Source organism: Streptomyces sp. NPDC046215 (assembly GCF_040646215.1).
In the GTDB taxonomy this organism is placed as follows: Bacteria; Actinomycetota; Actinomycetes; order Streptomycetales; family Streptomycetaceae; genus Streptomyces; species Streptomyces stramineus.
Genome location: NZ_JBEYZW010000018.1, coordinates 55,632 through 68,262 on the forward strand (window position 1 = coordinate 55,632; position 12,631 = coordinate 68,262).

Below are 12,631 nucleotides of genomic sequence, written 5' to 3' on the forward strand. Positions count from 1 at the left end.
ATGTAGAGCAGTTGCTGGAGTTTCCCGGGCGTTCTGTACACGATGACCACCAGGAGAGGGCCATGGCGATCGATCGTTTGGACGGCAGGCTGCTGGAGCTGCTCGCCGAGGAGCCCCGCATCGGGGTGCTGGAAGCCTCTCGCCGCCTCGGGGTGGCTCGCGGTACCGTGCAGGCGCGGCTGGACCGTCTGCAGTCACAGGGGGTGATCCGGGGGTTCGGTCCCGACGTGGACCCGGCCGCGCTCGGTTACCCCGTCACCGCCTTCGCGACCCTGGAGATCAAGCAGGGCCAGGGCGCGGACGTACGGACCCATCTGGCGACCGTCCCGGAGGTACTGGAGCTGCACACCACCACCGGCCACGGCGACATGCTCTGCCGCCTGGTCGCACGCTCGAACGCCGACCTCCAGCGTGTGATCGACCGGGTTGTGGGTTTTGATGGCATCGTGCGGGCTTCCACAGCGATCGTGATGGAGAACGCGGTACCGCTGAGGATCATCCCGCTGGTGAAGCAGGCGTCGGAGGACTCGCACCGGCCCTGACAGCGCTCCGCCGACGGCTTAAGGAGTAGCGGGTGTCCTTCTGGGAGTACGTCGGCAACCGGCACGCGCAGCTGCTGGTGGACACCTACCAGCACGCCAGCGCGGTCTTCCAGTGCATGGTCGTCGCGACGCTGATCGGCGTGGCCGTCGGGGTGCTGACCTACCGCAGCGAGTGGGCCGGCAATCTCGCCGTCACCTCGACCGCGACGATCCTCACCGTGCCCTCCCTGGCCCTGATCGGCCTGCTCATCCCCATCACCGGCCTGGGGGTGGCGCCGACCGTCACCGCCCTGGTGCTCTACGGGCTGCTGCCGATCGTGCGCAACTCCGTCGTCGGGCTGCGCGGGGTCGACCCCGCGCTGGTCGACGCCGCAACGGGCATCGGGATGTCGCGGATCGCCCGGCTGTTCCGGGTGGAACTGCCCCTGGCCTGGCCGCCGATCCTCACCGGCATCAGGGTCGCCACCCAGATGCTGATGGGCATCGCCGCGATCGCCGCGTACGCCTCGGGCCCCGGCCTGGGCAACGAGATCTTCCGCGGCATCTCCTCGCTGGGCAGCGCGAACGCGCTCAACCAGGTGCTCGCCGGCACCCTCGGCATCATCGTCCTGGCCCTGCTCTTCGACGCCGTGTACGTGCTGATCGGACGGCTGACCATTCCGAGGGGGATCCGTGCCTGAGTCCGCCGAGCCCGCCCGCGCCACCGCCGGCCGGGGAACGCTCTCCGGGGCCACCATCCAGCTGGAGAACCTGACCAAGCGCTACCCGGGCACCACGGCCCCGGCCGTGGACTGCGTCAACATGGAGATCAAGGCCGGGGAGCTGGTGGTCTTCGTGGGCCCGTCGGGCTGCGGCAAGACCACCACCATGAAGATGATCAACCGGCTGATCGAGCCGACGTCCGGCCGGATCCGGATCGACGACGAGGACGTCACCGACATGGATCCGGTCAAGCTGCGCCGCAAGATCGGCTACGCGATCCAGTCGTCGGGCCTCTTCCCGCACATGACGGTCGCTCAGAACATCGCGCTGGTACCGAAGATGACCGGCTGGCCGAGGGCGCGGATAGCCTCGCGGGTGGCGGAGATGCTCGACCTGGTGGGGCTCGACCCGGGCGAGTTCCAGGGGCGCTACCCGCGGCAGCTCTCCGGCGGGCAGCAGCAGCGCGTCGGCGTCGCCCGGGCGCTGGCCGCCGACCCGCCCGTCCTCCTGATGGACGAGCCCTTCGGGGCCGTCGACCCCATCACCCGCGACCACCTCCAGGACGAGCTGATCCGGCTCCAGCACGAGCTGCACAAGACGATCGTCTTCGTCACCCACGACTTCGACGAGGCCATCAAGCTCGGCGACCGGATCGCGGTCCTCCGCGAGCGCTCGCACATCGCCCAGTTCGACACCCCCGAAGCCATCCTCACCAACCCCGCCGACGACTTCGTCTCCGGCTTCGTCGGCGCCGGCGCGGCGCTCAAGCGGCTCAACCTCACCCGCGTCCGCGACGTCGAGGTGGTCGACGTCCCCACCGCCACCGTCGACGACCCCCTCCAGTCGATCTTCGACAAGCTGCGGTCCGGGGCCACCAACGAGGTGCTGCTGCTGGACAGGCACCGCCGCCCCTACAAATGGCTGCGCCGGGGCGACCTGATGCGCGCCCGGGGCTCGCTGGCCCGGGCGGGCACCCTCGTGCACGACACGGTCACCCGCGACGCGACGCTGCGCGACGCGCTGGAGGCGGTCCTCACCGACAACGCCGGGCGGGTGGCGGTGACCGGGCGCCGCGGCGAGTACGAGGGCGTCGTCGACATGGAGACGCTCATGAAATCCGTGCACGAACTGCTGGAGGCCGACCGGCTCGACGCCGTCGAGCACCAGCACCTGCTGGAGGAACAGCGCGCCCAGCAGACCCGGCAGGAGCAGGAGGGCACGCTCCCCGGCCACGGAGACCCCGCGTGAGCGGCCGGGACGGGCGGCCGGCCCGGCGCCGGCGGCCCGCGGGCGAGCACGAGGTGCGGGGCATCGCCTTCCGCGACGACGAAGCCCCCGAGCCCGGCGAGGCCCGCCCCGTCGAGCCGGCCCCGCCCGCGCCCGTGGCCGCGGCCCGCCGCCGGATCAGCTGGCCGCAGCTCACCGTACTGCCGGGGATCCTGCTCGCGTCCCTGCTCGCCACCTGGCTGTGGTTCCGCGGCGCCGAGCTGGACTCCATCGCCCGGAACTCCATCGCCGACGGCAACGTCTGGCTCCGGCTGCGGCAGCACATCAGCCTCACCGTCATCTCGACCTTCTTCGTCCTGATCATCGCCATCCCGCTGGGCGTCCTCCTCACCCGCCGCCGGCTGCGCCCCGCCGCGCCCGTGGTGATGGCCGTCGCCAACATCGGCCAGGCGACGCCCGCGATCGGCCTGCTGGCGCTGCTCGTGATCTGGATGGGCATCGGGACGCGCGCCGCGCTCGTCGGCATCATCGCCTACGCCGTGCTGCCCGTCCTGTCCAACACCATCGCGGGGCTGCGGGCCATCGACCCGACGCTGGTGGAGGCCGCGCGGGGCATCGGCATGTCCGCCGTCGGGGTGCTGCGCAAGGTCGAACTGCCGCTGGCCGTGCCGCTGATCCTCGCGGGGGTGCGCACGGCGCTCGTCCTCAACGTGGGCACGGCCACGCTCGCCTACTTCGGCGGGGGCGGCGGGCTGGGCGATCTGATCGCCTCCGGCATCACCAACCAGCGGATGCCCGTCCTGGTGCTGGGGTCCGTGCTGACGGTGGCGCTGGCGCTGCTGGTGGACTGGCTGGCGGGGCTGGCCGAGCTGCTGCTGCGCCCGCGCGGCCTGGAAGGGGGCGCCTGATGGCCCGGCGCACGGCACTGCCGGCGGCGGCCCTCGCCGGCGCGCTCTTGGTCCCGCTCGCGCTCGGCGGCTGCGGGCTGACGAGCGGCTCCCCCATGGTCGACGACGTCGGGCCCGGGTCGATCGGCCGGGGGCGGCCGCTCAAGGGCGCCGACCTGACGGTCACGTCCAAGAACTTCAGCGAGAACATCATCCTCGGCCAGATCATGGGCCTGGCCTTCCGGGCCGCCGGCGCGACCGTCCTGGACCGGACCAACATCCAGGGGTCGTTCGGCGCCCGGGAGGCCGTCAAGTCCGGTGGGGCGGACGCGATGTACGAGTACACCGGCACCGCCTGGATCACCTACCTCGGGCACGACAAGCCCATCCCCGACCCGGCGGCGCAGTGGCGGGCCGTGGCCGAGGCGGACGCCCGGAACGGCATCACCTGGCTCCCGCCCGCCGCCCTCAACAACACCTACGCGCTGGCGCTGAGCCGGGCGAAGGAGCGGAAGTACCGCACGAAGACGCTCTCGGACGTCGCCCGGCTGTCGAAGCGGGACCCGTCGGCGGTGACGCTGTGCGTGGAGAGCGAGTTCGCGGCGCGCAACGACGGGCTGCCGGGCATGGCGAAGGCGTACGGCATGACCATCCCGGCGGCGCGCATCCGGAAGATGGACGGCGGCATCGTCTACACCCAGGTCTCGGGAGGCGGCTCCTGCACCTTCGGCGAGGTCTTCACGACCGACGGGCGGATCAAGGCCATGAACCTCGCCGTGATGGAGGACGACAAGCACTTCTTCCCCAACTACAACGCCGCCCCCGAGATCAACAGCAAGGCGATGAAGAAGTACCCGGCGATCAAGGCGGTGCTGGACCCGATCACGGCGAAGCTGACCGACGACGTCGCCCGGGAGCTCAACGCGCGGGTCGACGTCGAGGGGAGGGACCCGCACGTGGTGGCGAAGGAGTGGCTGGTGGACGAGGGCTTCATCACCGAGGGCTGACCGGGGGCCGGTCCGGGCTCAGCCGGCTCAGCAGGAGGGGACCTTGTCCTGCTGCCCGGCGGAGAGGGCGCGCAGCGAGGCGACCGCGTCCTTGAGCTCGGTCACCGGCACCAGGCGCAGCCCCTTGGGCAGGTTGGCCTGTGCCTCCGAGCACTCGCTCTTGGGCACGAGGAAGACGGTGGCGCCGTCGCGCTTGGCGGCCTGCGTCTTCAGCGGGACGCCGCCGACCGCGCCCACCGTGCCGTCCGGCTCGATGGTGCCCGTGCCGGCGATGGTGCGGCCGCCGGTGAGATCGCCGCCGCGGCCGTCGCCGTCGACCTTGTCGATGATCCCGAGGGTGAAGAGCAGGCCGGCGCTGGGGCCGCCGATGTCACCGGAGCTGAGGCGCACCTTCACCTCGTCGGGGGACTTGCGCAGATAGCGCAGGGCGGCCTGGGTTGCGTCCCCCTGGGACGCCTTCATCTCCGCGAGGTTGTGCTCCGAGACCTCCTTGTCGGAGTCGCCGACCGGGTAGACGGAGTCGCGCGGCATGACGGCGCGGTCGGTGCGGAACCAGCCGCTGACGACGTCGGCCAGGCTCACGCTCACGTGCGGCCCGGTGGCCACGATGGTGGTCATCCGCAGCTCGCCGCTGGTGCGGCGGCTCTTCGTCCCGTCGAGGGTGATCACCGGTGCGCCCTTCTCCGTGCCCAGGACGTCGACGGTCGAACCGGGCTGCGCGAGGGAGAACGGCAGCGGTACGAACGCGGCCACCGCGAGCAGGGCGACGACGGGCACGGCACAGGCCGCGAGGGTCCGGGCGCGACGGGACCGGGCAGGCAGAGTCGGAGCTGGCATGCAGCGAATCTAGTTCACGGGGGCCCTCCGGGCTGGGTGTGGGGGTGCACCTCCGCTGCGCGGCGGTGCCCTCAATCGCCGGACGGGCTGATTTGGCTGGGCTCAGCTGCCATCAGCCCGTCCGGGGGTGCCCCCAGCGATGGCTGGGGGAGATTGAGGACGCGCCCGCAAGGCGCTCCCCGCCGCAGGTGGCAACGACAAGCCCCGCACCGCGGTCAGCGCAGCGCGTCCGCCACCTCCTTCGCCGCCTCCATCACGCGGGGGCCCACCCGTTCCGGGACCGAGTCCGAGAGCATCACCACTCCCACGCTCCCCTCGATTCCCAGGACGCCCAGCAGGGGGGCCGCCGCCCCGCTCGCCCCGGCCTCCAGCTCGCCGTGGGTGAGCGCGTAACCGGGGTGGTCCGTGTCGCCGCGGCGGGCGGCGAGTATCGCCCGGCCCGCCGCGCCGCGGTCCAGGGGGTGACGGAACCCGGCGCGGTAGGCTACGTGGTAGTCCGTCCACGTCGGCTCGACGACGGCGACCGCGAGCGCCTCGGTGCCGTCGACGAGCGTGAGGTGGGCGGTGGCCCCGATGTCCTCGGCCAGGGACCGCAGGGCGGGCAGGGCCGCCTCGCGGACCAGCGGGTGCACCTGGCGGCCCAGCCGCAGCACCCCCAGGCCGACCCGGGCGCGGCCGCCGATGTCACGGCGCACCAGGGCGTGCTGTTCCAGTGTGGCGAGCAGTCGGTAGACGACGGTCCGGTTGACCCCGAGCTTGGTGGAAAGCTCGGTGACGGTCAGCCCGTGATCGGTGTCGGCGAGCAGTTTGAGGACGCGCAGTCCCCGGTCGAGCGTCTGCGAGGTCTCCGCGGTCACGACGCCCCTCCTCCGATGAGTGGCGGCTTCCCGACGCGGTGGGGTACGCCACCGGTCCCGTCCGGCAGCGCGCGAGGAGAGGCCGCCGGCCGCTTGACGCAATGGCACCGGCTGCGCTCCGCGGCGGCGCTGCCACGGGGCGTGTGCGTGACCGGCACCGTAGCGCCGCCGGTCCGCTCAGCGGAAGAGTCTGCCCACAATCCGGGCAGCGCGTGGCGATTTTCCGAGAATCGGTGCACGTTGTCCCGGCATGCGGACACCTCAGGGGCGCTGAAGGCGCCGTGCGGGCCGGCGAACCGGTCCGCACGGCGCCTGAGCGCGCCGCTGGGAGCCGGGGTGCGCCGGCTGCGGGCACATCGCGGCTGGTCGCGCAGTTCCCCGCGCCCCTTCGGGCGCAACTGCGGCCGCGCGGCTCACTTCATCCGCGTCGCCCACTCGCGGACCTTGTTGATCCGCTCGGTCAGCTGCCCCGCCGTCGCCTCCGCGCTCGGCGGGCCGCCGCACACCCGGCGCAGCTCGGTGTGGATCACGCCGTGCGGCTTGCCGCTCTGGTGGACGTACGCCCCGACGAGGGTGTTGAGCTGCTTGCGCAGCTCCAGCATCTCCTTGTGGGTGACCACGGGCCGCCGCTCGGCGGGCAGTTCGAGGAGGTCGGCCTCCGCGTCCGGCCGCTTGCGGCTGTGCGCGATCTGCCGGGCCTGCCGCTTCTGGAGCAGCATCTGGACCTGGTCCGGCTCCAGCAGGCCGGGGATGCCGAGGTAGTCCTGCTCCTCCTCGCTGCCGGCGTGGGCCTGCATGCCGAATTCGGCGCCGTCGTAGAGCACGCGGTCGAAGACGGCGTCGGACTCCAGCGCCTCGAAGGAGAGCTGGTCGTCCTCGCCGGTGTCCTCGTCCTGCTGGCGCTCGGCCTCGGCGAGGAGCTTGTCCTCCTCGGCGTAGGGGTCGTCCTCGCCGTCCTTCTTCGGCCGGTCCAGGACGTGGTCGCGCTCGACCTCCATCTCGTTGGCGAAGGTCAGCAGCGTGGGGATGGTCGGCACGAACACCGACGCGGTCTCGCCGCGCCGGCGGGAGCGGACGAAGCGCCCGACGGCCTGCGCGAAGAACAGCGGGGTGGAGATCGTCGTCGCGTAGACCCCGACCGCGAGCCGGGGCACGTCCACGCCCTCGGACACCATGCGGACGGCGACCATCCAGCGGGCGTCGGAGGCGGCGAAGTCGTCGATGCGCTTGGAGGCCCCGGTGTCGTCGGAGAGCACGACCGTGGCCGCCTCGCCGGTGATCTCGCGGATCAGCTTCGCGTACGCGCGCGCCGCCTCCTGGTCGGCGGCGATGACGAGGGCGCCGGCGTCGGGGATGGCCTTGCGGACCTCGCTCAGCCGCCGGTCGGCGGCGCGCAGGACGTTCGGCATCCACTCGCCGCGCGGGTCCAGGGCGGTGCGCCAGGCCTGCGAGATCGCGTCCTTGGTCATGGGCTCGCCGAGGCGGGCCTCGATCTCGTCGCCCGCCTTGGTGCGCCAGCGCATGTTGCCGCTGTAGGAGAGGAAGATGACCGGGCGGACGACGCCGTCGGCGAGCGCGTTGCCGTAGCCGTAGGTGTAGTCGGCGGCGGAGCGGCGGATGCCGTCGTTGCCCTCCTCGTAGGTGACGAAGGGGATGGGGTTGGTGTCGGAGCGAAAGGGCGTGCCGGTCAGGGCGAGGCGGCGGGTCGCCGGCTCGAACGCCTCCAGGCACGCCTCGCCCCACGACTTGGAGTCGCCGGCGTGGTGGATCTCGTCGAGGATGACGAGGGTCTTGCGCTGCTCGCAGCGGTTGCGGTGGAGCATGGGCCGGACGCCCACGCCCGCGTAGGTGACGGCCACGCCGTGGTACTCGCGGCCGAGGGGGCCGGCGCTGTACTCGGGGTCGAGCTTGATGCCTATCCGGGCGGCGGCGTCCGACCACTGCTTCTTCAGGTGCTCGGTCGGCGCGACCACGGTGATCTGCTGGACGACGTGGTGGTGCAGCAGCCACGAGGCGAGGGTGAGGGCGAAGGTGGTCTTTCCGGCGCCGGGGGTCGCTACGGCGAGGAAGTCACGCGGCTGTTCCTGGATGTACTTCCCCATCGCGCCCTCCTGCCAGGCGCGCAGCTTGTTGGCGGTACCCCAAGGGGCCCTGCCGGGGAAGGCGGGCGAGAGGTGGTGATGGGCGGTGGTAGTAGTCACGGTCTCCGTCGGCTGGCTCGGCGATCGGCAACCGCGTCAGCCTACCCGCGTCACGGTTCACGCTCCGGGGTTACGCACCGCGGTCACCCGGCGGTGGGACTGACGTCACACCCCTCCCGGCTGTCCGCGACCACCCCGACCTGCGGCTTGAGGCGCGTGGTGACGTACGCGCCGACGAGGGCGACCGCCGCCATGGTGAGGAAGACCACCGCGAAGGCGGCCGGCGGCGCGGCCGCGTCCGTGGTGTGCGCGCCGGCGTCGGTGGCGCCGCCGCCCAGGGCGACGAAGAGGACGCCGCTGACCCCGACGAGGGCGATGTTGCCGAGCGCGTCGGAGATCTGCAGGGAGGCCGCGTTCGAGCCCTCCTCGCCGGGGCGGGAGAGCTTGAGCAGCAGGACGCTGCCGCTGGAGATCGTCAGGCCCATGCCGTAGCCGCCGACGACCCAGGAGGCGGCGACGGCCCACACGGGCACGCCGTCGATCAGCACCGTCGCGGCCAGCGCGATGGAGGCGGTGATCAGCAGCATGCCGAGGCCCATCAGCCGCTCGCGGTAGGGCTCCAGGCGGGCGCGGCTCTGGGTGAACGAGCCGAGGGCCCAGCTCAGCCCGCCGCCGGTGAGGGAGAGTCCCGCCATCGTCGCGGACAGGCCGCGCTCGGTGACCAGCATCAGCGGGATGAAGCTCTCCGCACCGAGGAACGCGCCCCCGGCGATGCCGCGCAGCAGGACGACGGACGGCAGGCCACGGGCGGCCCGGAAGGTGCCCCTGGGCAGGAGCCGCAGGATCGAGGGGACGAGCAGCGCGAGCCCGGCGGCGGCCGGCAGGAGCGCCGTCCAGGCGAGGTCCTGCCCGGCGAACTGCAGCAGTCCCGCCCCGGCGGCGACGGCGAGGGCGAGGAGGATGCGGCGGCGGTCCATGCTCGTGGTGCGCTCGTCGGCGGGGAGGGCGCCCAGCGCCGGGAGCATCACGGCCAGCGGCAGCAGGATCAGCACCGGGATGGAGAGGAAGACCCAGCGCCACCCGATGTGCTCGGTCACGCTGCCCGCCACCAGCGGTCCGACGATCACGGGCAGCACCCAGGCCGCCGAGAAGGACGCCATGACCGAGGGCCGCAGCCGCTCGGGGTACGCCCGCCCGACCACGACGTACAGCGCGACGATGACCAGGCCGCCGCCGATCCCCTGTACCCCGCGCCCGGCCACGAACATCCACATCTCCTGCGCCGAGCCGGCGACGACGAGGCCGGTGCCGAAGGCCGCTATGCCCGTGAAGAGGGGGATCAGCGGGCCGGCCCGGTCGCACCACTCCCCGGAGAGGGTCATCGCGAACAGGCTTGCGGTGAAGTAGGCGGAGAAGGCGAACGCGTAGAGCTCGATGCCGTCCAGCGAGCGGGCCGCGACGGGCATCGCGGTGTTGACCGCGCTGGCCTCGAAGGCGATGAGGGAGACGACGGAGATGATGCCGAGGGTCAGGGCCCGGTGTCGGCGGCCCAGGACGCCTTGTGCGGTGTCCTGGGCGGTCGGCTCGGTGGCGAGGGATTCGGCGGCAGTCATTGGCTCAGCGTAAGAGGCAAAACCGCTTTTGGCCCCTGTCGCGGGGACCAGATCGCGTCGGTCTCGCGACGTAGGCGTCCCGCTGGTTCCGGATGTCTCGCCGGCGGGTGCGTCGTGGCTGGTCTCGCCGTTCCCCGCGCCCCTTTGCGTCCCTTCACTTCCCTTTACGTCGTGAGCAGCACGCCCCCGTACGAGGCTCCCGCGATCACGACCCAGGAGCACAGGCCCAGCGCGGCGACCCGTCCACCGGTGCGCGTCAGCGTAGGCAGGTGCACCGCGCTGCCGAGCCCGAACAGGGCGGCGGCCAGCAGCAGCTCCTGGGCGTGCTGCGCGAGGTCGAGCGCGCTGCCAGGGACCCGGCCGGTGCTGCGCACGGCGACCATGGCGAGGAAGCCGAGGACGAAGAGGGGGACGAGCGCGGGGCGCTTGCCGGTGGCGGCGGCGGAGCCGGCCGGTGCTGCCGGTGCGGCCCGGCGCGCCCGTACGGACATCGCGACGGCGGCGACGAGCGGCGCGAGCATAGCGACGCGCATGAGCTTGACGAGGACGGCGTCGGTGAGGGCGGTCGGCCCGGCGGTCTGCGCGGTGGCCACGACCTGCCCCACGTCGTGGACGCCCGCGCCGACCCAGCGGCCGAACTGCGCGTCGTCGAGCCCGAGCGGGTGGTGCAGGAGCGGCAGGACGGCGATGGCGAGGGTGCCGCAGAGCGTCACGAGGGCGACGGAGGTGGCCACGTCCTCCTCGTCGCTGCCGGACACCTCGCTGACCGCTCCGATCGCGGACGCGCCGCAGATCGAGTAGCCGGTGGCGATGAGCAGCGGCTGGTCGCCGCGCAGCCCGAGGCGGCGGCCGAGCCACAGCGTTCCGAAGAAGGTGGCGGCGACGACGGCGCAGACCATCACGACCGTCGCCCAGCCGAGGCCGAGCACGTCGTCGAGGCTGAGCTTGAGCCCGAGCAGCACGATGCCGACGCGCATGAGCCGCTTGCCCGCGAGCGTCAGCCCCGGCCGGCCCGCGCCGCGCACGCGCTCCCGGACGGCGGGGGTGTGCGCGGCCGCGATGCCGAGGACGACGGCGGCGGTGAGCAGGGGAACGGCGGGGACGAGCCGGTGCACGGCCCAGGCGGCGGCGACGCCCCCGGCGGCCATGGCGAGGCCGGGGAGCTTGCCGGGGGCGGGGGCCTTGCCGGTTCGGGTCGGTCGCGGGGGGCTGGTACGGGCGGAGAGGAGCGCCATCACAGTTCGTCGGCCGGCAGGTCGTAGACGCGCCGGACGCTGGAGCCGAGCCGGGCGACGTCGGCGCCGTAGACGTGGATCGAGATGGCCTTGTCGGTACAGGAGTTGCGCACGCGGTGGATGTCGCCGGGCGGTGCGAAGCCGCAGATGTCGCCCTGGTGGTTGACCACGTCGCCGGTCGCGACGAGGCGGGCGGTCGTGCCGTCGGGGACGAGCCGGTAGCGGCGTTCGCTCTCCGTGCCCTCGTGGACTCCGGTGACGCACCACGAGACGTGGTCGTGGATGGTGGTCTGCTGGCCGGGCAGCCAGACGAGGGCCACGACGGAGAAGCTGCCGTCGCGCTCGGCGTGCAGGATGTGCTGGCGGTAGCGGTCGGGGTGGCCCTCGCGCTGCTCGGGGGTGAGCAGGTCGTCGGTGCCGAGGTGGGCCGCGAGCCGCTCGCCCACGAGGTAGGCCGTCGTGTCGGGCGGCAGGCCACGGCCTACCGCCTCGCGGACGTCGTCGACGAGCTGGCCGAGGCGTGCGGTCGTCGGAGCTGCGGTGGGTGTGGTCATGAGTGCAGCGTCGGACCGGGTGATCCATCGGTCCAACGACAGTTTGTTGACGGGTTCCCAAAGCCCGCTTATGGACGGCCGTCCGTGGGGCGCCGCCGGAGACCCCGCCCGTCAGCAGCCGACGCGGCGCGCGGCAACGGCCTTCAGCTCGTCCAGGACGAGGGCGGTGGCGGGGATGCGCAGGTGCTCGCGGAGCACGTAGGCCGAGACCTGGCGGCGCGAGGCCGGGTCCAGGGCCCGGCCGGTGATCTTGTCGTGGCGCAGGAAGGACAGGACGAGCCCCGGCATCATGGCCACCCCCAGCCCCTCCGCGACCAGCGACTGCACCACCAGGTTGTCGTCCGTGGTGAACGCGATGTCGGGGGCGAAGCCGAGCTCGGCGCACTCGTGGAGGAAGTTGGTGCGGCAGCGCAGACAGCCCGCGATCCAGCGCTCGTCGGCCAGGTCGGCGAGCTTGACGGCGCGGCGGCGGGCGAGCGGGTGGCCGGTGGGCATCAGGACCGTCAGCTGGTCCTCCAGGAGCGGCGTCTCCACCACCTCGTCCGGGATCTGTTCGTGCAGGCCGGGATAGGTGAAGGCGAGGGTGATGTCGCACTCGCCGCGCACCAGGCGGTGTATCGACTCCGGGGGTTCGCCCTCCAGCAGTTCCACGCGCACGCCCGGGTGGTCGGCGGCGAGGCGGGCCAGTGCCTCCGGTATCAGGGTGGCGCTGGCGCTGGGGAAGGCGCAGACCCGCACCCGCCCGGCGCGGAGCCGGGTGAGGGAGCTCATCTGCTGCTGGGCGGCGGTGAGGCTGTCGAGGATGGTCTCGGCGTGCCGGGCGAGCGCCTCACCGGCCTCGGTCAGCCGCATCCGGCGGCCGACCCGGATGAAGAGCGGAGTGCCCACCGACCGTTCGAGGGCCTTCATCTGCTGGGTGATCGCGGGCTGCGTGTACCCCAGCGCGCGGGCGGCCGCCGAGTAGGAACCGGCCGCGACCACCGCGTGGAACGTCTTGATGTGCCGCGAGTCGAACACCCCGGAATCATA

The 12,631-nt window shown here is 72.7% G+C and carries 12 protein-coding genes; 5 read left to right on the forward strand and 7 right to left on the reverse strand.

The genetic code is table 11. The annotated features are described in order from the left end of the window. Positions 1 to 62: 62 nt before the first annotated feature. The 5 genes from ABZ951_RS10990 to ABZ951_RS11010 are packed head-to-tail and all read left to right on the forward strand — an operon-like array spanning position 63 to position 4,365. Complete coding sequence (locus ABZ951_RS10990) at positions 63 to 542, forward strand: Lrp/AsnC family transcriptional regulator (protein ID WP_344095766.1); 480 nt, start codon at positions 63 to 65, stop codon at positions 540 to 542. A 32-nt stretch (positions 543 to 574) separates the two neighbouring features. Next, positions 575 to 1,222 (forward strand): ABC transporter permease, encoded by a 648-nt coding sequence (locus tag ABZ951_RS10995; protein ID WP_344095768.1) that lies wholly within the window; start codon positions 575 to 577, stop codon positions 1,220 to 1,222. Further along, positions 1,215 to 2,492: a betaine/proline/choline family ABC transporter ATP-binding protein gene (locus ABZ951_RS11000; RefSeq protein WP_344095770.1), complete on the forward strand. Its 1,278-nt coding sequence runs from the start codon at positions 1,215 to 1,217 to the stop codon at positions 2,490 to 2,492. Before ABZ951_RS10995 ends, ABZ951_RS11000 begins: the two co-directional genes overlap by 8 nt. Next, a complete protein-coding gene (locus tag ABZ951_RS11005; RefSeq protein WP_344095772.1) occupies positions 2,489 to 3,379 on the forward strand; it encodes an ABC transporter permease in 891 nt (296 codons plus the stop codon). The genes ABZ951_RS11000 and ABZ951_RS11005 overlap by 4 nt, the downstream gene beginning before the upstream one ends. Next, a complete protein-coding gene (locus ABZ951_RS11010) occupies positions 3,379 to 4,365 on the forward strand; it encodes a glycine betaine ABC transporter substrate-binding protein (RefSeq protein ID WP_344095774.1) in 987 nt (328 codons plus the stop codon). The genes ABZ951_RS11005 and ABZ951_RS11010 overlap by 1 nt, the downstream gene beginning before the upstream one ends. Before the next feature lie 27 nt (positions 4,366 to 4,392). Here ABZ951_RS11010 and ABZ951_RS11015 read toward each other — a convergent pair whose 3' ends face one another. From ABZ951_RS11015 to ABZ951_RS11045, 7 genes are all read right to left on the reverse strand, one after another. Beyond that, positions 4,393 to 5,202 carry a S16 family serine protease gene (locus ABZ951_RS11015; RefSeq protein WP_344095776.1) on the reverse strand — a complete coding sequence of 270 codons (810 nt, stop codon included), beginning with the start codon at positions 5,200 to 5,202 and terminating at the stop codon, positions 4,393 to 4,395. 215 nt (positions 5,203 to 5,417) lie between these two features. Continuing rightward, positions 5,418 to 6,059 carry a helix-turn-helix domain-containing protein gene (locus ABZ951_RS11020; protein ID WP_344095778.1) on the reverse strand — a complete coding sequence of 214 codons (642 nt, stop codon included), beginning with the start codon at positions 6,057 to 6,059 and terminating at the stop codon, positions 5,418 to 5,420. 413 nt (positions 6,060 to 6,472) lie between these two features. After that, the gene (locus ABZ951_RS11025) at positions 6,473 to 8,260 is read right to left on the reverse strand and encodes a DEAD/DEAH box helicase (RefSeq protein WP_344095780.1); all 1,788 of its coding nucleotides are present in this window, start codon (positions 8,258 to 8,260) and stop codon (positions 6,473 to 6,475) included. 83 nt (positions 8,261 to 8,343) lie between these two features. Next, positions 8,344 to 9,813, reverse strand: coding sequence for an MFS transporter (locus ABZ951_RS11030; RefSeq protein ID WP_344095782.1), 1,470 nt, complete (start codon positions 9,811 to 9,813; stop codon positions 8,344 to 8,346). Between the two features lie 164 nt (positions 9,814 to 9,977). Then, a complete protein-coding gene (locus ABZ951_RS11035; protein WP_344095784.1) occupies positions 9,978 to 11,048 on the reverse strand; it encodes a putative sulfate exporter family transporter in 1,071 nt (356 codons plus the stop codon). Continuing rightward, a complete protein-coding gene (locus ABZ951_RS11040; protein WP_344095787.1) occupies positions 11,048 to 11,602 on the reverse strand; it encodes a cysteine dioxygenase family protein in 555 nt (184 codons plus the stop codon). Before ABZ951_RS11040 ends, ABZ951_RS11035 begins: the two co-directional genes overlap by 1 nt. A 111-nt stretch (positions 11,603 to 11,713) precedes the next feature. Then, the gene (locus ABZ951_RS11045) at positions 11,714 to 12,619 is read right to left on the reverse strand and encodes a LysR family transcriptional regulator (RefSeq protein WP_344095789.1); all 906 of its coding nucleotides are present in this window, start codon (positions 12,617 to 12,619) and stop codon (positions 11,714 to 11,716) included. Between the last annotated feature and the right edge of the window lie 12 nt (positions 12,620 to 12,631).